Origin of the sequence: Geminicoccus sp. (assembly GCF_036263595.1) — a bacterium.
Taxonomy (GTDB): Bacteria; Pseudomonadota; Alphaproteobacteria; order Geminicoccales; family Geminicoccaceae; genus Geminicoccus.
This window is the reverse complement of sequence record NZ_DATAGQ010000120.1, coordinates 45514-69705: the sequence shown is the minus strand read 5'-3', so window position 1 is coordinate 69705 and position 24192 is coordinate 45514. Positions and strand designations below refer to the sequence as shown.

At 66.7% G+C, this 24192-nt stretch carries 24 protein-coding genes; 10 read left to right on the top strand and 14 right to left on the bottom strand.

Translation table 11 applies throughout. The annotated features are described in order from the left end of the window. Positions 1-159: 159 nt before the first annotated feature. From VHL31_RS11365 to VHL31_RS11310, 12 genes are all read right to left on the bottom strand, one after another. Positions 160-492, bottom strand: a complete 333-nt coding sequence (locus tag VHL31_RS11365; protein ID WP_329661328.1) for a P27 family phage terminase small subunit — start codon at positions 490-492, stop codon at positions 160-162. Between the two features lie 88 nt (positions 493-580). Further along, on the bottom strand, positions 581-883 hold the full coding sequence (locus tag VHL31_RS11360; protein ID WP_329661327.1) for a hypothetical protein: 303 nt from the start codon (positions 881-883) through the stop codon (positions 581-583). 74 nt (positions 884-957) lie between these two features. Then, positions 958-1098 (bottom strand): hypothetical protein, encoded by a 141-nt coding sequence (locus VHL31_RS11355; protein ID WP_329661326.1) that lies wholly within the window; start codon positions 1096-1098, stop codon positions 958-960. A gap of 218 nt (positions 1099-1316) precedes the next feature. After that, positions 1317-2861: a DUF3987 domain-containing protein gene (locus VHL31_RS11350; RefSeq protein WP_329661325.1), complete on the bottom strand. Its 1545-nt coding sequence runs from the start codon at positions 2859-2861 to the stop codon at positions 1317-1319. Continuing rightward, positions 2858-3889, bottom strand: coding sequence for a hypothetical protein (locus VHL31_RS11345; protein WP_329661324.1), 1032 nt, complete (start codon positions 3887-3889; stop codon positions 2858-2860). Before VHL31_RS11345 ends, VHL31_RS11350 begins: the two co-directional genes overlap by 4 nt. Further along, on the bottom strand, positions 3886-4164 hold the full coding sequence (locus tag VHL31_RS11340) for a hypothetical protein (protein WP_329661323.1): 279 nt from the start codon (positions 4162-4164) through the stop codon (positions 3886-3888). Before VHL31_RS11340 ends, VHL31_RS11345 begins: the two co-directional genes overlap by 4 nt. Then, entirely contained in the window at positions 4161-4925 is a 765-nt protein-coding gene (locus tag VHL31_RS11335) for a hypothetical protein (RefSeq protein WP_329661322.1), read from the bottom strand. The genes VHL31_RS11340 and VHL31_RS11335 overlap by 4 nt, the downstream gene beginning before the upstream one ends. Positions 4926-4930: 5 nt before the next feature. Next, positions 4931-5167 (bottom strand): hypothetical protein, encoded by a 237-nt coding sequence (locus tag VHL31_RS11330; RefSeq protein ID WP_329661321.1) that lies wholly within the window; start codon positions 5165-5167, stop codon positions 4931-4933. Between the two features lie 63 nt (positions 5168-5230). Beyond that, a complete protein-coding gene (locus VHL31_RS11325; protein WP_329661320.1) occupies positions 5231-6055 on the bottom strand; it encodes a hypothetical protein in 825 nt (274 codons plus the stop codon). Further along, positions 6055-7350 carry a tyrosine-type recombinase/integrase gene (locus tag VHL31_RS11320; RefSeq protein WP_329661319.1) on the bottom strand — a complete coding sequence of 432 codons (1296 nt, stop codon included), beginning with the start codon at positions 7348-7350 and terminating at the stop codon, positions 6055-6057. Before VHL31_RS11320 ends, VHL31_RS11325 begins: the two co-directional genes overlap by 1 nt. Positions 7351-7643: 293 nt before the next feature. Next, positions 7644-8720 (bottom strand): DUF3616 domain-containing protein, encoded by a 1077-nt coding sequence (locus VHL31_RS11315; protein ID WP_329661318.1) that lies wholly within the window; start codon positions 8718-8720, stop codon positions 7644-7646. A 100-nt stretch (positions 8721-8820) separates the two neighbouring features. After that, positions 8821-9309 carry a cyclic nucleotide-binding domain-containing protein gene (locus VHL31_RS11310; RefSeq protein ID WP_329661317.1) on the bottom strand — a complete coding sequence of 163 codons (489 nt, stop codon included), beginning with the start codon at positions 9307-9309 and terminating at the stop codon, positions 8821-8823. A gap of 180 nt (positions 9310-9489) precedes the next feature. Here VHL31_RS11310 and VHL31_RS11305 point away from each other — a divergent pair, with 180 nt between their 5' ends. Further along, positions 9490-10005 carry a ferritin-like domain-containing protein gene (locus tag VHL31_RS11305; protein ID WP_329661316.1) on the top strand — a complete coding sequence of 172 codons (516 nt, stop codon included), beginning with the start codon at positions 9490-9492 and terminating at the stop codon, positions 10003-10005. Between the two features lie 78 nt (positions 10006-10083). Here the strand turns inward: VHL31_RS11305 and VHL31_RS11300 are convergent, their stop codons facing one another. Further along, positions 10084-11325 carry a glycerophosphodiester phosphodiesterase family protein gene (locus tag VHL31_RS11300; RefSeq protein ID WP_329661315.1) on the bottom strand — a complete coding sequence of 414 codons (1242 nt, stop codon included), beginning with the start codon at positions 11323-11325 and terminating at the stop codon, positions 10084-10086. Between the two features lie 143 nt (positions 11326-11468). Between VHL31_RS11300 and VHL31_RS11295 the strand changes: the two genes are divergently transcribed. The 9 genes from VHL31_RS11295 to VHL31_RS11255 all read left to right on the top strand — a co-directional run bounded on the left by VHL31_RS11295 (position 11469) and on the right by VHL31_RS11255 (position 23367). Beyond that, positions 11469-12203, top strand: a complete 735-nt coding sequence (locus tag VHL31_RS11295; RefSeq protein ID WP_329661314.1) for an SDR family NAD(P)-dependent oxidoreductase — start codon at positions 11469-11471, stop codon at positions 12201-12203. A gap of 80 nt (positions 12204-12283) precedes the next feature. After that, entirely contained in the window at positions 12284-14014 is a 1731-nt protein-coding gene (locus VHL31_RS11290; protein ID WP_329661313.1) for a histidine kinase famiy protein, read from the top strand. 21 nt (positions 14015-14035) lie between these two features. Continuing rightward, the gene (locus VHL31_RS11285) at positions 14036-15331 is read left to right on the top strand and encodes an NAD(P)/FAD-dependent oxidoreductase (RefSeq protein WP_329661312.1); all 1296 of its coding nucleotides are present in this window, start codon (positions 14036-14038) and stop codon (positions 15329-15331) included. A 130-nt stretch (positions 15332-15461) separates the two neighbouring features. Then, positions 15462-16799 carry a tetratricopeptide repeat protein gene (locus VHL31_RS11280; protein WP_329661311.1) on the top strand — a complete coding sequence of 446 codons (1338 nt, stop codon included), beginning with the start codon at positions 15462-15464 and terminating at the stop codon, positions 16797-16799. 65 nt (positions 16800-16864) lie between these two features. Next, positions 16865-17059 carry a hypothetical protein gene (locus tag VHL31_RS11275; RefSeq protein WP_329661310.1) on the top strand — a complete coding sequence of 65 codons (195 nt, stop codon included), beginning with the start codon at positions 16865-16867 and terminating at the stop codon, positions 17057-17059. Positions 17060-17132: 73 nt separating this feature from the next. Then, the gene (locus VHL31_RS11270; RefSeq protein WP_329661309.1) at positions 17133-18761 is read left to right on the top strand and encodes a thiamine pyrophosphate-binding protein; all 1629 of its coding nucleotides are present in this window, start codon (positions 17133-17135) and stop codon (positions 18759-18761) included. Next, positions 18745-19929 (top strand): OpgC domain-containing protein, encoded by a 1185-nt coding sequence (locus VHL31_RS11265; protein WP_329661308.1) that lies wholly within the window; start codon positions 18745-18747, stop codon positions 19927-19929. Before VHL31_RS11270 ends, VHL31_RS11265 begins: the two co-directional genes overlap by 17 nt. Positions 19930-20024: 95 nt before the next feature. Continuing rightward, a complete protein-coding gene (locus VHL31_RS11260) occupies positions 20025-22478 on the top strand; it encodes an FAD-dependent oxidoreductase (RefSeq protein ID WP_329661307.1) in 2454 nt (817 codons plus the stop codon). A gap of 124 nt (positions 22479-22602) precedes the next feature. After that, complete coding sequence (locus VHL31_RS11255; RefSeq protein ID WP_329661306.1) at positions 22603-23367, top strand: hypothetical protein; 765 nt, start codon at positions 22603-22605, stop codon at positions 23365-23367. A gap of 11 nt (positions 23368-23378) precedes the next feature. Here VHL31_RS11255 and VHL31_RS11250 read toward each other — a convergent pair whose 3' ends face one another. Beyond that, positions 23379-24185 carry a TfoX/Sxy family DNA transformation protein gene (locus tag VHL31_RS11250; protein WP_329661305.1) on the bottom strand — a complete coding sequence of 269 codons (807 nt, stop codon included), beginning with the start codon at positions 24183-24185 and terminating at the stop codon, positions 23379-23381. Between the last annotated feature and the right edge of the window lie 7 nt (positions 24186-24192).

The window sequence follows — 24192 nt, the reverse complement described above, 5'->3', positions numbered from 1 at the left end:
AATCGGGTCGGTCACAGCCTACTTCCGTATAGCGCCACCAAACATCCGACTCCGGGACCTCCGGCGGCGCGCAGTCCAGCAGGTAGCTGATCTGGTACGCACTCAGGCTTTCGGCGCGGTGTCGGCGCCGGCGGACACGCTTGGTGGGCATGGCTTTTCCTACATCTTCGAGCCGGGCGGACGGCCCGGCCGGTCGTTCAGGGGCTCGATGTCCAAGTTCAAGGCCTTCAGCCCAGCAAGCAACTGCGCACGTGCATCACGCTCAACGGCCAGCAGCGGATGACTCTTCGTTTGCCCGAAGCGGTCCTTGGAAGTCATTCCATCCTTCTTGATCTGCTTTTGTGCGTCCCTCATCCGGTCGAATGCCTCGAGACTCGTCTGAAGAACCAGCAGGCCAGCCTCATCATCGATCTGGTACTCACTGGAGAGCTGCAACCACCATCGTTTTGCTTCCGTAGTCAGTTGCTTTGGTGGGCCTTCAGGCTTTTTCAAAGTAAATCCTCCATTTTATGTGCAAGAAGGGACGACAGCGGTACTAGGGCGAAGGGGTCGGGAAGATGTCCTACCCCCGGTGTGTTGTTCATGCTGCGTCGTCGCCGACAGGCTCAACGGCGTCGAACAGTTTCCGCCAGCGCTGGGCAGAGAGGAACACGCGACCCTGGCTGATGGCGTCGACGTCGGCTGGGCGAACACCCAAGGCTTTCGCCGCTACTGCACGAAGCTGTGGCTGCGTGGCCAGCAGGCGCCTGAGGCGTTCAGCCCGCTGAACAGCCATGGCTGAACCGGGAGGCTTACGCAGATGGCGAATGGGCGCAGCAGCCTTTGCTTTGGCGACATAGTCGCCAAGCTCGGACGTCACCGTCTGAAGGGCCGTGGCCGCCATGCTCGTCCTTCCACGAGCAAGTAGGCTGCCGATCCCCAACAGCCGGTTGTGCAGGCAGCTTGCACACTGACACGTCATGGCAGGATCTCATGGAGGAGGTGGGCGAGGCTTGTTCGAAACTGGAGCAGCCGGTCGATCAGTGCCGGGCTCAGGCTTGCGACTGGCGCCAGCAGCATGGGCTGGCTGCCGATCAGGAAGAGGGACCAGCCACGCATGCTGGCTTCGGCCGCGGCACGCCGTGCGTGGTCGTAGCTATTGGCACTAACGGCACTAACGGCCCTATTGGCACTAACGGATCTAGCGGCATCAGCCGGGGCAGAAGGAGCTATCGGCAGAAGAGAGAGAGGGGCTTCAAAACACAGTCTGCCGTTTGTTCCGTTAGTGCCAATAGTGCCAATAGGGTCATTAGTGCCAATAGGTGGCTCTCCGCTGGTCATGATGCGGCCTCACGAACGACAGGGTTCACAGCGTAATCCTTGGCTGCACGTCCCTTGTTTTCGCCCTGCCTGCCGGGTGCGAAGCGTATCCACCCAGCTTCCACCAACTCCGCGAGGGCCGCCTCATAACGGGCCGGGATCTTCTGGCTCAGGATGCCGGCGCGCCTGAGGGCACGAGCGTTCACGGTCTCAGGCCGGGGATTCTGAGCCAGGATCCACTTGGCCAGCATCACGGCGTCACGCTCCGACTGCGGCAGCGCCGCATCGCCGAAGGCTCGACGCGCCATCGGCAGCGCATAGTCGAGCATGAAGCTGGAAGCGTCGGCAAACGCCCGGCCACTGATCCAGGCCGGCACCTGATCATCTGGCCGGTCGAACGACCACCAGAGAAACTCGAAGATCAGGGAGAGGCGGACCACATAGCCCGGCACCTTGCCGATCCAGGACAGGAGCAGGCCCGAGGCACTGTCCTCCATCCCGGCGATCTTGATCCGAAGGTCGTCCAGAGCGTCGGCTGCGGCTTCCTCGAAGGTCACGAGCCTGGCGCGCCCGTCCTGCTGGTCGAGATCCAGGAGCCGGCGGAAGGCCTCCTTGATGTGCTCGTTGTCCGGCGCCTGCTTCGGCCGGCTCGGTTGGATCCGCTCCGGCCAGGCATAGAGGAAGCGTGCCGCCAGTCCGTCGTCATCACCGGACAGCAGCATGCTGTTCAGCCGGTCCGGCTGGATGCCACCAACGATCGCGACGGCCAGGGACGGCGTCATGATCGGCGTGCCCTCGTCCTTCACCCGGTCGACGGCGTAGGATCGCCCCTCGAAGCACTCCAGGAGCACGGCACGGTCCGAGCCGGAGCTGCCGCCGTACTTGTCGAGCGTGCCGAACAGGCCGGCCAACTCGTCGCGCTTCCAGACCAGCCCAGTCTTGTTCTCCGCGGACAGTCGGATCAGCTTCTCGGTCGTGGTGTCGTTGATGCTCAGCCGCTTGAGCCGCGGCTTCTGTGGCTCCATGGCCTTCTCGGGCATCTCCGGCGGCGGCAGATTCTGCTTGTCCGCTTCCTTGACCTCATTCTCCCAGGTCTGGCGCGCCTGCTTTTGCAGGACGCAGTCGGCATAGTAGGCGTTGACCGCCTGAACGAAGTCCTGGTTCATCTCGTCCTGAAGCTCGCGGATCGGCCCATCCACGGCATCATAGGCCGGGCTCTTGTTGGTCGAGGGCAGGCCGACATTCGCGGTGTTGATGATCGGCGGCGCTGTCCAGCCGCCCCATGGCTGGGTCCGCCGATGGTTCGCCAGCAGCGCACCGATGGAGGACAGGAGCGGCAAAGCCACGAAGTCGACCGGCGCGCCCTTGCTCTCGGCTGCCGCGCTGATCCAGGCGCTGGCACGCTTGCCGAACAGCTCGATCGGGAAGCGCGGTGCCGGTGCGCGCTCATGCGCGATCAGGTTCAGGTCAGGCTCTGGCCATGGGCCGCCGGGTTGATAGGCCGGTGTTTTGCCCTGAGCGAACTTGGCCTCAGCAGCTGCGCGATCCTGATAGGTGCTCATGGCAGGCCACCCGTCGCACCACGGGCCAGGCCGTTGGAGATGTGCTTGGCGATGTCCTGACGGCTGCCGGGGATGCCGGCCAACAGGGCGGCCGAGCCCAAAGCGGCGAAGACCTCGTCGTGGGTGGCCTTGCCCTCGCGGATCAGGTCCATGGAGCGGGCGGCACAGCCGAACAAGGTCATTCGCCGGCCGCCTTTGGTCGCGCGGAGAACGGCGTCATGGAGATGGTCGAGGGTCAGCCCAGCCCCGCCCCACGGCGTTGAGCGGAAGCTGCTCAGGTCGATCTTGGGCTTTGGTGGCGCCGGCGGCACGACCAGAGGCACGGTATCCCGATCACCCCAAAAGTACGCCACACGCCGCTGTACCGGATCGGCCATGCCGATGAACACTGGTGCACACGTGTAAATCGCCTGTGCTACCCTCAACGTCGTGAAGTCGAGCGGAACATGTTTCATCGCCCGCTCGACCTCGTGCCCCAGCCAAGGCCGGCCGAACAAGACGGACACCCGCGCCCTCATCCCGGCGGTCAGGCCGGCCTGGCTGGTCGCAGTGGCGACAAAGGCGCAGCCGCGGAACTCCGGCGGGAAGTGCCGATCGATGGTCCAGCGGACCTCGTCGATCAGGTGGGACGGATGAAACCAGTCCGACCGGCGCGTCTCCACGTCATCGAGGTCGAACATCGCCCATGACCTGGGTACTTCCTCGAGCGTGCGCTCGACCACCTCGCCCGTCCGCTCATCGTGCTTGTCGTGGGCAAGCCGGCGCATGCTGTACGGGTTCGCATTCGCACGTACTGCCCCACGGACGATGAACGAGTGTGGGCAGGTCTGCAGCTTCAGCGCCAGCTCGTAGAGCATGTTGGCGTCCGCGACATTGGCCACCGACGCCGAGAACTTGGCCGCCTTGCCGTAGCCGACGGTGTCGTAGCCACCACCACGGGCTGTGATCGTCTTGTGGGCGGCGAGACGTGCGGTGCTCGTGAGGGTCGTGACGTCGTGCGGGCCGCCAGCCAGGAGGGCGCCGGTCATGACGCCCTCCGAGTGGCAGAATTGCTAGGGATGGAGCTATAGCTCCTGCCGCTGCCACACCCGTCGCAGCGCCAGAGCGTCACCCGGGTGTCGATAATGAGCCGGACGGGGCTGTTGCGACGTTGCTGCTTGCACTGCAGGCAGGTGGCCGTGTGTCGGCCAACGCCCAGCTTGCTCAGGTCGAGCCCGAGCTCGGTCCGCGCCTCGGCCACCATGAGCGGCGTCAGTACCTGGCAGTCGAAGGGCAAATCGGGATGGCGCCTGGAGTTACTCATGGCACCACCTCCCGCCTGCTGGAGAGCGACGGGTTCAGGCGCTTGGCCAGTGCCAGCTCACTCGCGGGCAGTTGGCTCAGGCGCCGCTCACGCTGCTCAGGATCGGTGCTGATGTGCCGCTTGATCTGCACCGCCAAGGGCCGCGGCTTGGACGGCTGCTGGCTGGCGTCGGTAGGGGCCCCGGCCAGCAGGCTGTCCCGCAGGATGCGAGCCGCCTCCAGCAGCTTGGCCGCGACCTGTGGGTGGCTCTCGTGCACCTTGGCCAGCTCGACCAGCGTCATGGCCTCTCTGGGCATGGTCGCCAGGTCGAAGGGCACCGGATCCGGCTGGAGATCGATCACGACAGGCTGGGGCTTGGACGGCTTGTCACCGCGCATTGCCTTCAGCACTGCATTGACCGATTGAAAGCGCGGATCTCCGCGCTTTTCCTCCGGCAGGCTGTCCCAGAAGCGCGCGATCTGAGCCGCCTCCTGAGCCCGCCGCACCGGAACCTCGCACTCGGCCTCCAGCCAAGCCTCGGAGTTACCATGCAGCACATCCGCCTTGGCGGCGACCACCGCCCTTCCGAGGCGGACAGTGCGGTCGAAGACGGACCTCATGAGGTCGTGGTGGCAGGCACGGATGTCGCGGCGGTGGTCGCCGGAGTTGGTCCGCCAGATCGGCGTGTTGGCTTTCGTTTCGGTCCTGATGACGCTATAGTCGCTATCACCATCGCCAGTGCGGTCGGGGGTCGCAGCCCGGCCGCACAACTCCATCGCCATTAGTGCTAGGCCGCCTGACGCGGCGACGAGGTCGAGGTCAGCGGCTTCGAGATGAGCGACTGAGCCCAAGCATCGAGCGCGGCCTCCTCATAAGCGATATGTCGGCTGCCGATCTTACGAAAGGCTGGCCCGCCACCGATGGTGCGCAGCTTGTTGAGCGTCGGCGGCCGACGGCTGATCCCGTACTTGTCCCAAAGATACCTGGAAGCGTCGTCGACGTTTCGAAGGGGGAAGAGCGACATGCCCATCTACCTCACGTGAGGGATAACGGGCATTGTGAAGCACAGGCCAGATCGGAAGGCCTGCTAAGCTTTCCGATCAGTCGTGATCCGGCGAGCAATGGCGTCTTGTGATCTGACGATCGTTGGAGCGTCATTATGGTAAGGGAGGCCAAGCTTCAGTGCCTCCCGTTCTTGATCTTTTTCCGCCTCTCTCTTCTCAAATAACCACTTGCTGGTTTTTCCAGCAATCGGGGTCTTCTTGTAGGTCGGGAACTCTAGAATAAGTTCATCAGCCTTTTTCTGCCAAATGGCCCATTCTTTTTTTGATTCGTTATGGCGTGTGGCGTTCGATTTAGGCTGGTTACGAGCAAGTACTTCTTTGTTGTTCTGCCCGCGAAGAGCGTGCTCTTCCCATCTGAACTTCATCCGCGCTTCAGCCGCCGCCTCTCCTAATCGCAACGACCACTCCATCGCGGAGTCGACACGCCCGCCCTCCCGGCTTTTTTCGGCGCGATCAAGATATGTTAGCATGGCTGCTGCGTAGCCTGCCGGGCTGTCGAGCCCCAAACCGGCCTCTTTGACTACGCCTTCTATGTTCGTGCCAATGGGGCGCTTCTGACCGGGGGCGCAGCGAAGGTCCATCTGGAAGACTTCCGCGAAGGTGTGCCCGCTGACATCAAGGAAGCTTCCATCCTTTACCTGGACATATCGGCTCTCTCTGCTCGGCAACCCTTCGGCCTCTAGTGTTCTGACGGCCCATTCCCTCACATCATCAGCGAACTGGGCGAACCCGCCAAAGGATGTTCTCTGAGCGAGACCAGGATCCTCGCGCACGCCACGTGTGGTCATCTCGACCAACGTGGTTACCTGCTTCTGAGTGATCCCGGTCCCGACGATACGCCGACGCATCACACTGCCTCCTTGCGCAAGGTGATCACATTCACCTGCTTACCGGTCACAAGGCCTTCCACGTGTCGTCCCCAAGCATCCAGAGCGACCCGAGCCTCATCTCGGAACCGGTGCCGTTGGTAGGTTCCCACTATCCCGGCGCGGCTGCCTGAAACGTGCCCCAGCACGGTCTCAATGACCTCCAAGCGCACACCCTGGCGCTGGAGACCGGTAGCGGTGGTCCTGCGGAAGTCGTGGAGCGTCCAAGGGGCCATCTGCTCAGCCGTCCCAGTGGCTGAACGAAGATCTTGAGCAAGTGCATCAAGACGGGCCTTGCCGTTACTAAAGCCGGAGAAGGGCCTCTCTCCATTCGACGTAATCAGCCACCGGCCGTTGGCAAACCTTGGCAGACTCTGCAGGATTGCGAGGGAAGGGGCGTTCAACGGGATTTCTCTTCCGACCCCGCTCTTCGATCGGACCGCCGCCAGCTTCATTGTCGCGCTGGCCAAGTCGATCTCATCCCAAGAGCCAGCACACACTTCCCGTAGCCGAGCTGCTGTCAGCATCAGGAGGCGAACGCCGTGACCGAATGGCGCTCCCATGAGCTCCGCCGCACGCCAGATCGCGACTAGCTCCGCATCATCTAGGACTCGTTCGCGTTGGGTTTCTGGCGCTGGTTTTTCCACGAACTGGGCGGGGTTCGCTTCAATCAGGTCTCTGCCGGCCGCCCATCGGAAGAAGCGCTTGAGGTAGGCCAACGTGCGGTTCGCCTGAACTGGCACACCGCGATCGACCATCGCATCCATGATCTCGATTACGTCGCGCTTGCGGATTTCTGTGAGCGGCCGATTACGCCAGCTCGGCATCACGTTCTGCTCAAGCACGCGCTTGACCTGCGCTGCCGAACGATTGGACGCCTGGTCTCGCGCCAGCCATTCCTCGATCGCCGCGCCGACACTGCCTCTTGGTGCTTTACCGGCCACTTTGGCTCTTCGTTGCTCGGAGGCCTCGCCGGCAGGGTCCTTGCCTTCAGCTACAAGACCAAGGATCCGACGTGCCTCCTTCCTGGCAGTCTCGACCGTATGTGGGCTGCCGTAGGTTCCGATCGTTAGCTTCCGCGTAGGCGCAGCCCGACCACGCCCAGCGCGGTACATGAGCACGAACGCCTTCGAACCTCCTGCCGACACTCGCAGGCCAAAACCTTTAACGGTCGCATCCCACACGGTTGCTTCGCTGAGCTTGCCGTCCGCACTCGCAGCTGGCTGTGCAGCATCACAAACTCGTTTCGTGAGTGCCTGCTTCGCCCTTCCAGCCATGCCGTCTCGTCTCCTGGAAGGAGAGGGCCATGGGAGCGAGCCGGTGCTACCATGGTGCTACCTTGCTCTTCCTGAGGTAGCACACGGCGGTAAAGAAGGGAAGAGACGGTAAAACATCATCGACCAAAAAGCGTTCTACTTCAGCCGCTTGAGCTCACGGGATCTCACTTGAGTAAGGCTCATCGACACTGATTGGAACGACTTAAAATCGCTCGCCGCAAGGCATGCCGGTTCGAGTCCGGCAGCGGGGACCACCGTGGCACGAGGGATGGCTCCTGCGGCGGGCCTCCGGCTCAACCTGTCAGAACGAAGACGTCCGCATCCACGCTGCCGCCGCCGTGCAGCCGGTCCGGATGCGGACCGTCATAGACCACCAGCAGTTCCGGCTCGGCCGAGCCTTCGAGCAGGGCGATGCCTTCGGCGCGGTCGCTGCCCCGGCGGGAGGGCAGGTCCATGATGGCCGGGCAGTCCGAAGCCTTGGTGATGCTGTCGGCGCTACCTGCGGGCGGCCTCCACCGATGCAGGCGGACCGCACCGTCCAGCACCATGGTTGGGCCGGCCAGGATCAGGAGGTCCTCCCCCTGCCAGCACAGGTCGCGGACGCCGCAGCCCTCCAGGTCGAGGAAATGCTTCCTGTAGCGCGGGCCCTTGGCGCCCAACCGCTTGAGCTTGAGCTTGCCCGCGCGTGGTTCGAGGCAGAGTTCCAGGATCACCGCCCAGCCACGCAGGACCGGGCCGCGCAGGCCCAGGAAGACCTGCTGCCCGCGCGCCGCGATGCCCTCGATGTCGAAGCCGTTCTCCTTGGCCGGCAGCGCCATGAACGGTGCCAGGTGCGGATCGCCCGCGAGGAGATCCAGCAATGCCGAGCCCTTCTTCGACACACTCAGCCGGGCGGGCGGATCCGCCTGGGTCTTCGCCGCGGCCTCGTCTTCGGAGGGCAACAAGCAGGCGAGGGGGATGCGCGCCAGGATCCACCGGTTGGGATTCTCGTCGACCTGTCCGAGTTGCGCGATCGCTTCGGCCGGGGCGTTCTTCGCCAGGTCCGGCTTGTCGCGGGTATGCGCGTGAGAACCGACCAGCCAGAGCCGGTCTTCCTCGACATGCATGCCCTCGATGTCGATCTCCTGCTTCTTGCCCATGGGCAGTCGCAGCATGCGGACGAGATCGACCGGCTCGTGCTCGTCGTAGCTGCCGTCGGCGGTGCGGGTCAGCCGCTCGACCCGCGTCCCCTCGTCGGTCGCCACCCAGAGATGGTTCCCGCGGACGGTCGCGCAGGACAGGTCGCTGCGCACCGGCGCGTCCGCACCGGGCGGGGGCGAACCGAAGGTGAGGCGGACGGTACGGACCGGGGAGGCAGCGGATCGGTTCATGTCGCCTCGATGCAGCATGTGCAGACGGTTGCCTGCTCAGCGATGCACGGCATGCGGATCGCTAGCAGTCGGCAGACGTGGCGCCGTGCCGCGACAGGCGTCAAGCGATGAAGCGAAACAGCTGGCTCCTGATACGATCGAACTCCGAATGAGCATCCTTGAGGGATGCCAACCGATCGTTCATCCCCCTGATCACCGAGATCATGTCCTGCAGCAGATAGACGGCCACCGGGGGATGCTGTTCGACCAGGCTCCGGAAGAGCTGGCGGGGGATCACGACTAGGCGGGTCGGGACGGTCGTGCGCACGGTGCAGCCGCCATGTGCGCCAGCGATCGCGCTGAACTCGCCGATCAGGCCGCCCGCCTCCACCCGCCCGACCGGGACCAGCTTCGTCTTGTCGTCGCCGATCAGGACCTCCGCCATGCCTTCCACGACAAGGTAGACGCAGGCGACCTCGGCGCCGGATCCATCGTCGAGCACGTCGCCGGCCGGGCGCTCCACCAGGCTGCACTTTGCGGCGAGGTCACGGAGGATACCGGCCGGGAGGCCTGCGAACAGGTCCAGCCGCTCGAGCTGCTCTTGGACCATGGACGCTTTGCCTCCGGTTGATGACGAACGATCGGATCCTGCCTGTACCAGATCGAGGTGACGATCCAAAGGCCGCGGGGTGCCTCGCCGACAGGAACGCATGGCGGGAAGCCATCGGATTTCTCGGAACCTCGCTCGAAGCGCCCTGTTCAATCGGCAGGTAATATTGGGAGAAGGTAGATGGCGGAAAGTTCAGAAACTCGATCCCTGTTCATCACTGGTCTGCGGGATGCGCATGCCCTGGAGAACCAGGCCCTGTCGCTCATGAACCGGCAGATCGAGCGGATCGAGCAGTATCCCGAAGTCGCCGCACGGATGCGTGCGCATGTCGAGGAGACCAACGGCCAGATCGGGCGGCTCGAGCAGATCCTGTCGTCGCTGGACGAATCCCATTCCTCGATCAAGGACATGGGCGCGTCGTTCATGGGCAACATGGCCGCCCTTGGCCATAGCGTGACCGGCGACGAGATCCTGAAGAACTCGTTTGCGAACTTCGCCTTCGAGAACTTCGAAGCTGCCAGCTACAAGTCGTTGATCACGATGGCCGAGGCCGGTGGTTTCCGCGACAGCATTCCGCTCCTGCAGCAGTCGCTGCGCGAAGAGCAGTCGATGGCGCAGTGGCTGGACGAGCACCTGTCCGAGGTGACGACCCGCTACATGCAACTCTATGCAAGCGGTGCCCAGGCAAGTCACTGACGGCGCCTGCATCCTTTTGCGAAGCACCGGGTCCGCGTGGCCCGGTGCTTTTTGCTGTTCAACGCCCGACCGTGCGGATCAGGGCAGGCCCATGCAGCCTGCATAGAAGCTGGTAGTTGCCGGCCAGTCCGAGAACACCCCGCGCACGCCGACATCCTTGGCGAGCACGTCCAGCACCTCCAGCATGTCGCCGTCATCGTCGATCGCCGGTGCCACCGACTGGTAGTACCATCCGCCACCTCCCTGGAGCGGGCCGGAGCGTTCCAGGGACCAGGCGATGATGTCGAGGCCCGCGGCCCTGGCCTGCCTCGCATAGGGAGACGGCACGATCCGTTGCTGGCCGTCCAGGGTGAGCAGCATCCAGATCGGCGGCGCGATGATCCGCACACCCTGGTCGGCCAATTGCTTCATGCCGGGCTGCCAGCTGGCGGGATCGAGTGGATCGAAGGCCGGGTCGGCTTCGTCACGCCCGTCGAGGAATACCGCGTTGGCGCCGAACAGGGGCTCGGCACGCAGCCAGTAGCGTACATCGTCGAGGTCGAACGACTGGGGAAACACGGTGGCCGGGTCGACCCCGGCAGCCTTGTACTCGTCGATCAGGGCCTGCGCGAAGTCCGCCTGGGTGAAGTCACCTTCGTACGGCATCGGCACGTCCGGCGCCTTCAGTTCCGGGGTGAAACGGGCGCCAAGCTGTTGGAACAACTCGATGCTCTCGGCATGGGTCATGAGCGTGCCGCGGCTGGCATAAAGTTCCGTCCGCCAGTCGGGCGTGCCGTCCATGAACCCGGCCACGGTCGTCGCTTCAGGATCGAAGCCGTCCATCTTGCCGCGCAGCCGCCGGAACTCGGCGAGCGTCAGGTCGCTCGTGCAGCATTGGGCGGAGGCCTTGCGGCCTGTCGCTGGATCGGCCGGCGTGAACGGCTGGCTGCATTTGGCGGCGAGATCGGGGATCGCCAGGATGTCGGTGGTCTGGTGCAGATCGCACTGCGCGTGACGGCAGACCAACTCCCGGTCTGCCGTGAACGTTACGTCGCATTCCAGGATCCCGGCACCCATGCGTGCGGCCGCGACATAGGATTCGCGGGTATGCTCCGGGAACTGGAGCGGTGCGCCGCGGTGCGCGATCGAGAAGTCGCTTCGCCGGAACGGTCCCGTGCAGCGCTGCAGCCGGGTCTTGAGCGCGCCCTCGTCCATGTCGTCGACCAGCGCGAACGGCCGCGGCCCCAGCTGGACCGCGTCGGACGCCACCTCGGCCTGGGCGGTCCCTGCCATGCAGGCCGCCAGCGCCAACCATGCGGGGATCATGTTCCTTTGCAGCATGTCGCGCCCTCCACCATTCGCTCGAAGCCGGGCAGGCTAGACGCCGATGATGACGGTTTGACGTTGGCCTAACCGGCCACCGCTGAACCGGGCGCCGCGAGCGGACGTACCACGAACGATCATGCATTACGGGCTGGATCACCATGCACAGCTTCGCGAGGCCGGCCGCCGCGGCCGTCATCGGCGCTTCCGAGGGCATTGGCGGGGCGCTGGTCGAGGTCCTGAGCCGCAGCGGCAGCTTCGAGAAGGTGTTCACGTTCGCCCGGCATCCCGGGAAGGCCACCATCGACCACGTCGTGCCGGGCCATCTGGACCTGGCGGACGAGGCGTCGATCATGCGGGCGGCCATGGCCACGCAGGGAGCGTTGCCGCTTAGGCTGGTGATGGTGGCGACCGGCATGCTGCACGAGGAAGGGCTGCAGCCCGAGAAGAGCTTCAAGATGCTCGAGGCCGACCACTTCGCTAGGGCATTCGCCATCAACGCGACCGGCCCGGCCATGGTCGCCAAGCACTTCCTGCCGAGGCTGCCCCGCCAGGGCCGTTCCGCGTTCGCGGCGCTGTCCGCCCGGGTGGGCAGCATCTCCGACAACCAGCTGGGTGGCTGGTACGCCTATCGCGCGTCGAAGGCGGCGCTGAACATGCTGATCCGCTCGCTCTCGATCGAGCTGGCCCGGACCCACCCCGATGCGGTCTGCGTGGGGTTGCATCCGGGCACGGTCGATTCCAGGCTCAGCCAGCCGTTCCAGGCTGGCGTTCCGGCAGGCAAGCTGTTCAAGCCGGCCGACGCTGCTGCCCTATTGCTGGCCGTGGTCGACGGCCTCGCTCCCGCTCGATCCGGCGGCTGCTTCGCGTGGGATGGCTCGCAGATCCCGCCATGAACAGGGAACTTGCGGGAGCTTGTACAGTAAACTCACTCGGTCGAGGCCAAGTGCCCGATGAGGATGGGAAGCGAGTTTTGGTGAGCGACGAACAGCTCGACGACCATGACAAGGCCGGGAGCTCTCCTGGCGGTGCCGAGCCGAGCAGCGGCATCCCCGAGCTCGGTATGGTCGACGCCACGTCCTACAGCCCGACCGGCGGCTCCGGCATGCGCCACTGGAAGCAGAGCACGATTTCCGACCCGGGGCTGACCGATCGCGGCAGCGTGTTCTTCGCGGCCCTGCAGATGACCCGCATGCCGATGATCCTCACCGACCCGCGTCTGCCGGACAACCCGATCGTCTTCGCCAACAAGGCCTTCTTGGACCTTACCGGCTACGAGGAGGAGGAGGTGGAGGGGCGCAACTGCCGCTTTCTGCAGGGAGCCAGGACCGACAGCGCCGCCGTCCGCAGCCTTCGCGAGGCGATCCAGGCCGAGCAGGCGATGTCCCTGGAACTGCTCAACTACCGGCGCGACGGCACCCCGTTTTGGAACGCGGTCTTCATCGCGCCAGTCTACGATGCGGAGGGCGGGCTCATCTACTTCTTCGCGAGCCAGCTCGACGTGACGCGGCGCCGCTCGTCCGAGCAGGCCTACCGGCAAGCCCAGAAGATGGAGGCGATCGGGCAGCTCACCGCCGGCCTGGCGCACGACTTCAACAATCTGCTGCAGGTCATCGCCGGCAATGTCGAACTCGTGCTGAAGAGCGAACTCGACGACCGGCAGCGTCGCAAGCTGGAGAACATCGGCCGCGCCACCGATCGCGGGGCGAAACTGACCAAGCAGCTCCTGGCGTTCGCGCGCAAGACCAGGCTGGAGCCCAGGCCCACCGACCTGAACGCTTTGATCGGCGAGTTCGGCGAGATCCTGGACAATACGGTGGGACCGCGGATCGACCTGGTCACGACGCTAAAGCGGCGGCTGCCGCGGACCGTAGTTGACCCAACTCATCTCGAGATGGCGCTGCTCAACGTGCTGATCAACGCACGGGATGCCATGCCCGGCGGCGGTACCGTCACGGTCGGCACCTCGACCACCCGGCTCGAGGGCGAGGGGTTGAACGCCGGCGCCTATGTCGTGCTGAGCGTGCAGGACGAGGGCGTAGGGATGCCGCCCCATGTGGTCGAGCGGGCGACCGAGCCTTTCTTCACAACCAAGGGGGCGGAGAAGGGCACCGGGCTTGGGCTGGCGATGGTGCACGGGTTCGTGGAGCAGTCGCTCGGACGGCTCGAGATCCAGAGCGAGCCCGGGCGGGGTACCTGCGTCCGGATGTTCTTTCCGGTGGCACTGGACGATGCACCTCTTCCCAAGAGCGAGGTCGAACGCGGCCCGGTCGTGGAGGAGCCAAGAGGGCAATCCGAGACGATCCTCCTGGTCGAAGACAGCGACGACGTGCGCTCGCTGGCCGAGAACCATCTGCTCCGACTCGGCTACAAGGTGATCTCGGTCGAAAGTGGCGAGCGCGCCCTGCAGATGCTGGACGGCGGGCTGAAGGTCGACCTGCTGTTCACCGACATCGTGATGCCCGGCGGCATGAGCGGCCTGGAACTGGCCGAGGCGTTCGCGCGCCGGCTCCCGGACATACCCCTGCTCGTGACCACAGGCTACAATGACGACCTGGTGGCTGACATCCCGCGCGCCACCACGCTGGATGTGATCGGCAAGCCCTACCGGGGCTCGGAGCTGGCTGATCGTGTCCGTGCGGCGCTCAACCGCCGGCATGCGGGCGCGCGACGTGTGCGGTCGGACTTCGGTCCAGCCGAGGCGTGAGCGGGCGCGCGGGAGAAGCAAGTGGATGAGCCGGGTGGCCTGCCGCATGTGGTGGTGATAGGAGCGGGATTCGGCGGGCTGACCTGCGTGCAGGAACTTGCCCGTTCGCCGCTGCGGATCACGCTCGTCGACCGGCGGAACTACCATCTGTTCCAGCCACTCCTCTACCAGGTCGCCACGGCCGCCCTCTCGCCGGCCGAGATCGCCTGGCCGATCCGGAGCATCCTGAGCACCCAGCGGAACGCGGAGGTCCAGCTGGGCCAGGCCGCCGGGGTCGACGTGGCGGAGAAGCGCCTGCAGCTCGATGATGGCCGCACGCTCGCCTACGACTATCTGGTGATCGCCACGGGCGTCCGGCACGCCTATTTCGGCCATGACGACTGGGCACCGGTCGCGCCCGGATTGAAGAAGATCGCCGACGCCACGCTGATCCGCGAGCGCATCTTGACTTCGTTCGAGAAGGCGGAGGTCGAGCCCGAGCCGGCAAGGCGGGCGCAGCTCCTGACCTTCATCGTCATCGGGGGCGGCCCCACCGGGGTGGAGATGGCCGGCGCCATCGTGGAACTCGTCCACTACGCGCTCGCCAAGGACTTCCGGCGGATTGGGCCTGCCGATGCGCGCGTGATCCTGATCGAGGGCGGCGACCGGCTGCTGCCGGCCTTCCCGCCCGACCTGTCGGAGAAGACCTTGGCATCCCTGGAGCGGCTGGGCGTGAAAGTCCTCCTGGGCCACCAGGTGACGCAGTGCGACGAGGACGGCGTGATCGCAGGCGGCGAACGCATACCTGCAAGCTCGATCGTCTGGGCGGCCGGCGTGCGCGCGTCGCGGGCAGCGGCCTGGCTGGGTGCCGAGGCCGACCGGGCAGGACGGGTCCTGGTGGCGCCCGATCTGTCCGTCCCGGGCCGGCCCGAGATCTTCGTGATCGGGGACACGGCGTCGGTCCAAAGCGACGGAGCGCCGGTGCCCGGCATCGCGCCGGCTGCCAAGCAGATGGGCCACTACGTCGCCCGACGGATCCACGCTGCCGTGACCGGGTCGCAGATGCCCGGCCCGTTCCGCTATCGTCACGCCGGCAATCTCGCGACCATCGGCCGAAACGCCGCCGTCGCCGATTTCGGGTGGATGAAGATCAGCGGGTTCCCGGCCTGGGTGCTCTGGGGCGTCGCCCACATCTATTTCCTCATCAGCTGGCGCAACCGGTTCACGGTCGCCCTGAACTGGCTCTGGGAGTTCGTGACGTTCCAGCGCGGCGCCCGGCTGATCGTTGGCGCCCCGCGGTCCGATGATGCCGCCGACGACGAGCGCCCGGTGATCTGAAACCGCCAAAACCATGTAACTCCTTTTGGCGGTTGGTCGTACAACCTACTGGTGGCTGACGTGAAATCGCGGCCGGTCTGGGAACGGGTCCGTCCAGCGGTCCGGCGGTGCATCGGGAGGAGCGCGGAACGTGGCAGTCGACCGATACTCGGGTGTTCATGGTTCCTCGTCCCCAGCGGCGCTCGCGGCCTTCGAAGATGCCGTCGACGCCGTCGCTGCCCACCGGCCCGATGCCGCGGACGCGCTGCAGCGCTGCCTTGATGCCGATGCCGACATGGTCGCTGCGCATGTGCTGAAGGGCCTGGGCGCGGTCATGCTGGCGCGGCAGGAATGCCTGGCCGCCGCTGCGACCCAGCTGGCGGCGGCGCAGGCGGCCGCGGGACGGGCAGGCTCGACAACCAGGTTCGAGGCGGTGCTGCTGCGGGCCCTGGAGAAGGCGGTCGAGGGCGACATCCGCGCCGCCACCGCCCTGCTGGACGCAGAGCTCGATCAGTCGCCGAAGGCATTCCTGATCGCGAAGCTGGCCCACGGCCTCCGCTTCATGGCAGGCGATGCCGGCGGCATGCTGGCATCCACCACCGCGCTGCTGCCGGCCTGGTCCGCGCAGGATCCGGGCTATGGCTACCTGCTCGGCTGCCACGCCTTCGCCCTGGAGGAAAACGGCGAGTACGCGGCTGCGGAGCGGGCCGGTCGCCAGGCCGTGCTGATCGAGCCGCGCGATGCCTGGGGCATGCATGCGGTTGCCCATGTCTACGAAATGCAGGGCCGCAGCCGTGCCGGCATCGGCTGGCTGACCAATGCCAAGCCGGGCTGGCAGGACTGCCACAATTTCCGCTTCCACATGGCCTGGCATCTCGGCCTCTTCCTCCTGGAGGAGGGCCGGACCGAAGAGGTGCTCGACCTCTACGACCATTCGGTGCGCCCCGAATGCACCGACGACGTCCGCGACATCGCCAATGCCACTTCCATGCTCTGGCGCCTTCGCCAGGAAGGGGTGCATGTGGGCGGGCGATGGGAGGAGCTGGCCGAGATCGCCTCCAGGCGGCGGCAGGAGACGATCCTGGTCTTCGCGACGCTCCACCAGCTGCTGGCCCTGGTGGCCCGGGGGGAGCGCGCCCAGGCTGACGATCTGCTCAGTGCGCTGGCCCGGGCCGCTGCCTGCGGCACGACCAACCAGTCGGTGGTGGCCCGCAGGGTCGGCCTTCCCCTCGCACGGCTCATGGTCGACGGGAAAGGCGAGGGCGCGGCCGTCCTGGCCCTGGCCCGACGGCTCCATCACCTGGGCGGCAGCCACGCCCAGCGCGACGTGTTCCTGCGCATCCTGCTCGACCACGCCGCTTCGCAAGGCGACACCGCGCTGGTCGGCAGCCTGCTCGATCTTCGCCATCAGTGGCGGCGCATCGACCGCTTCGCGAGCAGGATCCTTCCCGCGAGATTGGGGAGCCGGGTGGCGGTCCAACCGTCTTGACCCCGACCAGCCGTATCGGAGGGAGCTGATGTCGATCGCCGTCGCCATTGTGCCGTCCCCGACCCATGGTCCCCCTGCTGTCGCCACGCCTGGCAATCGCCTTACTTCTGTTGGGAGCCGCCGCCCCGCTGGTGGGCTGGCCGCTGGAGCTTGTGGTGCTCGTCCGGGCAGCGTTCGGCCTGTGGGTTCTCACCCTCTTCGTGATCGCGCACCTGATCGCGGGAATTCCTGCCTTCCCGGGCTTCATTCCGCTGGCCTGAGTGTCGCTGATCGGGCACCTCCTGTTTGGCATCGTGGTGGCCATCGTGGTCCGCTTGCGGGAGGGAGCCATGGGTGATTGACGACCGGCCATGGCGGGTGGCCGACCAGATCGCCCGCACCCTGCACGCCCACGGCATCCGCCACGCCTTCGGCATGCCCGGCGGCGAGGTGGTCACCCTGATCGACGGCCTCGGCCGATCGGGGATCGCGTTCGTCCTGGCAAGGCACGAGACCCCGGCGGCCATCATGGCGGCCGGCACCTATTGGGCAACTGGCGCTCCGGGCCTGCTGGTGACGACGCTGGGGCCGGGGCTCGCCAACGCCGTCAATGGCATCGCCGATGCCTGGCAGGAGCGCGTACCGCTCATCGTGCTCTCGGGCGTGGTCGAGCGCACGATCCGCGGGCGCTACACTCACCAGATCGTCGACCACGCCGCCCTGTTGCGCCCGCTCGTGAAGGCGAGCTTCGAGGTCGAGCCGGAAGGGGCCGCGGACGTGGTGGCCCGGGCGATCCGGCTGGCCACGACCCGTCCCTACGGCCCGGTGCATCTCGACCTCTCGCCAGCCAGCGCGGCCCAGCCGTCACCCTCCGAAGCGTTGATCCGGCCGGCGGAGGGAGCGCGGCCGCAGGTAGATCCTTCCGATCCAATCCTGGCCATGGTGTGCCGCAAGCTGTCGGCGGCATCGCGGCCGGTGGTGGTCGCCGGTCTCGATGCGGCGCGGCCAGCGGCAAGCGAGCCGCTCCGGCTGCTGCTGGAACGGCTGGGCGCCCCGTTGATCACGACCTATCGGGCCAAGGGCGTGGTGGACGAGCGCCATCCGCTCGTCCTTGGCGGTGCCGGCCTGTCGCCGCTGGCCGACCGGCATCTCTTGCCTGCACTGCAAGCAGCGGACCTCGTCCTGCTGGCCGGCTACGACCCGATCGAGATGCGCCCGGGCTGGATGGACCCTTTCCCGTCCTCCGCCCTGGTGATCGAACTCGCCGCGGTTCCCGTCGACCATGGCATGCACCGTGTCGACATCCGCCTTCAAGGCGAACCCGCCGATCTTCTCCATGCGCTGGTGCAGGGTCTGGACCCGGAGCCGCACGGCCGTCCATCCGGGCCGGAACGTATCCGCGCGCCGCTGGAGGAAGCCTTTGCCGCGCCGCATGACCGGTTCGGGCCGCACGCGGTGGCCGCGGCGCTCCAGGACATGCTCACGCCGGACACGACCCTGACGGTGGACAGCGGCGCACACCGCATCCTGCTGAGCCAGAAGCTGCAGCTTCGGCACCCCTTGCAGCTGCTCCAGTCCTCGGGCTGGTGCACGATGGGGGCAGCACTGCCGCTGGCGATCGGGGTGAAGCGGGCGAGGCCCGACCGGCAGGTCGTGGCGGTGATGGGCGACGGCGGCCTGGAAATGGTGGCCGGCGAACTGGCGACCCTGCGGGACCTGGGCCTTCCGGTCACGCTGGTGGTGCTCCAGGACCAGAGCCTGGCGCTCATCGCGCTGAAGCAGGCGCAGGCCAGGCTGCCGCCGGCGGGCGTGGCCTTGCCGGCATCCGATCTGGTCGGCCTGGCCGCTGCCTTTGGCGGCCACGGCGTGCGGGCCGGAACGCGGGACGCCCTGGCGCGCGCGCTCGGCGAGGCAGCCGCCCGCGACGTCTTCACGCTCATCGTCTGCCCGATCGACGCGGAGGACTATGTCGGCCGGATCTGAAGGGGCGGGCAGCGCGCGGGACCTGCGGCTCGATTTCTTCCGCGGCATCGGGATGTTCATCATCCTGATCGCCCACATCCCCGGCAACCCGTGGATCAACTGGATCCCCGCCCGGTTCGGCTTCTCGGATGCCACCGAGATCTTCGTGTTCTGCTCGGGCATGGCGTCGGCCTACGCGTTCGCCAGCGTGTTCGACCGGCATGGCGGATGGATGGGCGCCGCCAGGATCCTGCTGCGGGTCTGGCAGGTCTGGTGGACGCAGATCGGCGTGTTCGTCGCGGTGATGGTCGTCCTGATCGCAGCCGACCGGCTCTACGTGACGGACGCCTATACGCGAAACCTCCAGCTGGACCGTTTCTTCGCCGATCCCGCGTCCGGCATGCTCGGTCTGGTGACGCTCACCTACGTGCCGATCTACTTCGACATCCTGCCGATGTATCTCGTCATCCTGATGCTGATCCCGGTAATGGTCACGATCGCACGCCATGCCGGACCTTCCTGGGCCCTGGCCCTGTCCGTGGCGATCTGGGCCGCCGCGCAGACGCGCCTGACGGCCCTGCCGGCCGATCCCTGGGTGTACCGTCCCTGGTTCTTCGACCCGTTCGGCTGGCAGCTGGTCTTCTTCACCGGCTTCGCCTTCATCCGCGGCTGGCTGCCGGCGCCGCCACGCAGCGAGCGGCTCGTCATCCTGTGCGCCTGCGTCCTTGTCGCCTCCATCCCGTTCGCCTGGCTGCCCCTGTTCAGGGCGGTGCCAATCCTGCAGGCGGCCCATGATCTGCTGCTGCCGCTGACCGACAAGACCCGCTTTGGCCTCTTGCGATATCTCCATTTCCTGGCCCTGGCCTATCTCGCCTGGCTGCTCGTCGGACCGGCCGGAAGCAGGCTCAGAGGCGCGCTGGTCGAGGTGGCCGTGGCGGTAGGGCGCCAGTCCCTGGCGGTCTTCGTGACCGGCCTCGTCACCGCGCAGATCCTCGGGATCGTGCTGGACAGGGTAGGTGCGGGTCCGGTCGTCACGGTGCTGGTCAACGTCCTAGGCATGGCCGTGCTGGTGGCTGCCGCCTATGCCGTCGGTTGGTACAAGAGCGTGCCCTGGCGACAGCGGCGCGGCACGAGCGAGCCAGCGCGCGCGGCGGAGCCCGTGGCGGTGCTTTCCCGCCCGGTCCGCTGAATTTTTCGATCCTCGCCAGCCGACGTCGCTCGTAGCACTTCGGCCGCGCGTGGCAGGCGCGCTAGGAAGGGCTCCCCAAGCGAGCGAGGCGACCCATGACCCAGACCCTGCCGGCCCAAACCGACGTCGTCATCATCGGCGGCGGGGTCATCGGCTGCTCCATCGCCTACCATCTGGCCAGGCTCGGGATCACCGACACCGTCCTTCTGGAACGCCGCCAGCTGACCTGCGGCACGACCTGGCACGCGGCCGGCCTGATCGGCCAGCTCCGCGCGACCCGTGTCATGACCGAGCTTGCCAAGTACACCTCCGAGCTGCTGCACGAGCTGGAGGCGGAGACGGGCCAGTCCACTGGCTTCAAGCAGAACGGCTCGATCTCGCTGGCGCTCAACGACGAACGCTTCGAGGAGATGAAGCGCGGCGCCTCCATGGCGAAGAATTTCGGGCTGGAGGTCGAGGTCTACTCGGTCGGGGACGTCCGCGCCAGGTATCCGCTGCTCAAGCTCGACGACGCCGTGGGCGGCGTGTTCCTGGCGAAGGATGGTCAGGCCGACCCGGTGAGCGTGACGCAGGCTTTTGCCCGCGGTGCCCGGCAGCGCGGGGCCAGGATCCTGGAGAACTGCCAGGTCGACACGATCCTGGTCGAGCAGGGCAGGGCCGTGGGTGTGCGCACCGCGGACGGCCAAGCGATCCGGGCCGGCACGGTCGTGATCGCGGCCGGCATGTGGTCGCGGGAGCTGGGTGCGAAGATCGGCGTCTCGCTCCCACTGCATGCGGCCGAGCATTTCTACATTGTCACGGAGCCGATGCCGGATCTGCCGGCCGACCTTCCGGTGCTGCGCGTTCCCGACGAGAGCACCTACTACAAGGAGGATGCCGGCAAGATCCTGCTGGGTTGCTTCGAGCCGGTCGCCAAGCCCTGGGGCATGGACGGCATCCCCGAGAGTTTCTGCTTCGACCAGCTGCCGGAGGACATCGACCACTTCCAGCCGATCCTGGAGGCGGCGATGGCGCGCTTCCCGATGCTGGAGACGGCGGGGATCCATACCTTCTTCAACGGCCCGGAGAGCTTCACCCCCGATGACCGCTACCTCCTGGGCGAGACACCGGAGGTGCACGACCTGTTCGTCGCCTGCGGCTTCAACTCGATCGGGATCCAGAGCTCCGGCGGAGCCGGCAAGGTCCTGGCCGAGTGGATCCGCGACCGGGCGATGCCGGTGGAGCTAATCGACGTCGACGTCCGTCGCATGCAGCCCTTCCAGTCCAACCGCCGCTACCTTCGCGAGCGCACCACGGAGACGCTGGGCCTCCTCTACGGCATGCACTGGCCGTATCGGCAGATGGACACGGCACGGGGTGCCCGCCGCTCGCCCCTGCATGACCGCCTGGCCGCCGCGGGGGCGGTGTTCGGCGAGACCGCTGGCTGGGAGCGACCGAACTGGTTCGCGCCGGCCGGGACGGAGCCGCGCTATCGCTACTCCTGGGGACGGCAGAACTGGCATGAACCGGTCGGACAGGAATGCCGGACGGTGCGCGATGCGGCGGCCCTGTTCGACCAGACCTCGTTCGCGAAGTTCCTGGTCGAGGGGCGGGATGCGTGCGGCCAGCTGAACCGGATCTGTGGCAACGACATTGACGTGCCCGTGGGGCGGATCGTCTACACGCAGTGGTTGAACGAGCGTGGCGGCATCGAGAGCGACCTGACCGTCACGCGCCTGGGCGAGACGTCGTTCCTCGTCGTCACCGCGGCCGCGGCCCAGACCCGGGACCTTTCCTGGCTGCGGCGGCATGTCGATGCCGAGGCGCGCTGCCATCTCCAGGACGTGACCTCGGGCCTGCCGATGTTCGGGCTGATGGGCCCGGCGAGCCGGACGATCCTGGAGAAGATGAGCGGCCAGGACCTGAGCGACGCAGCCTTTCCCTTCGCCACGTCGCGGCAGGTCGAGCTTGGCTATGCCAAGGTACGGGCATCCCGGATCACCTATGTCGGCGAACTCGGCTACGAACTCTACGTGCCGGCAGAGTTCGCCACCCACCTGTTCGACGAGATCATGGCTGCGGGGCGGGAATTCGGGCTCGGGCTGGCCGGCTACCATGCTATGAACGCCCTGCGCACCGAGAAGGGCTACCGGCACTGGGGCCACGACATCGGGGTCGAGGACACGCCGCTGGAAGCTGGCCTCGCCTTCTGCCTGGCCTGGGACAAGCCGGGCGGATTCATCGGCCGGGACGTCCTATTGCGTGCGAAGGAGGCGGGACCATCCCGCCGCCGTCTCGTCCAGCTCAAGCTCGAGGACTCCTCGCTCTCGCTGCACCACGAGGAGCCGATCTGGTGCGGCTCCCGAATCGTGGGCTCCGTGACGTCCGGCATGTACGGCCACCGCGTCGATGCGTCGCTCGGCATGGGCTATGTACGCGCGGACGAGCCCGTCACGTCGGCGTGGCTTGCAGCCCATCCGCTCGAGGTCGAGATCGCCTGGCGGCGGGTGCCCGTGGCCGCGCAGCTGCAGCCTTGGTACGATCCGCAAAACGATCGGATCAGGGTGTAGCAGGGGCCACGGCGTTCTATCGCCGGTTGCTAAAATCGCGGCCAATCATGTGAAGTGGTTGCGCGAAGGCAGGAAGTCATTAAGTATCCGTAACACAAATCACAACGTGCTTGCCGAGCTCAGCTTGCCCAGTTTCCTGCAGCGCTGCCCATTGATGTCGTCGCGCCGGTCGTCCTGGCGGCGCTGTACCGTGGCCCTGGGCTGCACGGCCGCGCTGCTGTCGCTGCAGCCGGTCGACGCAGCGGACGACGTCGATCACATGACCGCGCGGGTGTCCCAGCCGCCGGCCAAGATGGTACGTGTCACCAGCCATGCCGTTCCATCGGTCGTGCCCGTGAATGGCCAGGGCCACGAAGAGCGCACGTTCCTGGACCTTCTCACGAGCTGGCTCGGCATCGTCGGCCAGGACGAGGATGCGCAGCCGGCCGTGAAGGTGGAGCCGCAGGACGTCGATACCCCGTCTGAGCTGGTGGTCGTCCCGGACGATGGTGAGCGCGACGCGATCGTGCCGATCGACCCGTCGCCAAAGCCGGCCCCGGCCCCGGCCTTGGCGGAACCCTCGCTCGGCCAGGCCCGCCTGGCGACCACGACGATCCAGCCGCCGGTCGATCCGGAACCGCTGGGCGTGCTCACCATGCGACTCGTCTCGACCTCACTGGTTTCTGCCTCCTTGTGGGGCAAGACCGTGTCGGCGGAGGACCAGGACGACGATCTCGACCGGTTCGCGAGCGTGGCGTCCAGGCGCCTCGACCGGCCCTTCTTCCCGGTATCGCGCCGGCTTCTCGACCGGGCGCGGCCGCCGCTGAAGGCGGGCCGAATCATTACGACCGAAGAAGGTGCCGGCTTCCTCACCCCGATCGAACCCGAAGCCGCGTCGCCGGCCCAGTAGGCGCTGCGGTTCTAAGGCTTCGGGCGCCCGTTGGCTTCGAGCAGCTGCCGGGTCGCCTCGAACTTGAGCTCGGCCCGGGTCCGGCCGTCCAGTTCCTCGGCAGGCTTCGCCATGCCTGCGGCCGCGAGCGTCAGCAGGCTGCCCTGGCCGATGATCTGCCCGAAACATCGCCGCAGCCGCACCCAGGCCTGGACCGGCCCGATGGCGCGCAGATCGCCCAGCGTGCGGACCCCGATCGCCACCAGCCGCAAGGCCAGGCTCCGTGGCAGCCGCACCGGTGCTACAATGCCGGACATGGCCGGCGCGGCGATCGGTCGACCGGGCGGGCTGATCCTGATCCCGGCTCCGACCAGGCTCCGTTCCAGATCGGCGCGCTCGAACCCCAGAAAATCCACGAGCAACTCGACATAAGCCCGCACGAAGTCCGGCCCGTGCCCATCCAACGCCAAGCCATGCGCGCATTCGTGCAGCACGATCGGCCTCGTTCGCGCCCATCGGGGCAGCTTGATGACGTCCCGCGATCCGGCCGCGTGCCGCCGGCCACGGCCGTCCTCCACCCGCGGTGGCTTCTGGTCCGGACCCTGACGCTCTGCGAAGACGCGACCGACGAGCGCGCGGCATGCGTCCAGCGACATGAGCTTGCGGTCGTGGGGCAAGACGTGGTCCGCTTCCCAGCGATAGACCCGCGACCGTTGAAAATCGCGCACACGCTGGGGGCGGCGCACCCGCTTCGGCGCAGGTCGGGCGGCGGGCAAGGCGTCGGCCTCCTTGATCGACTCGTACAGCAGCAGCTTGACGGGCGGCGGTCCAGTCGGCAAGCGGCTG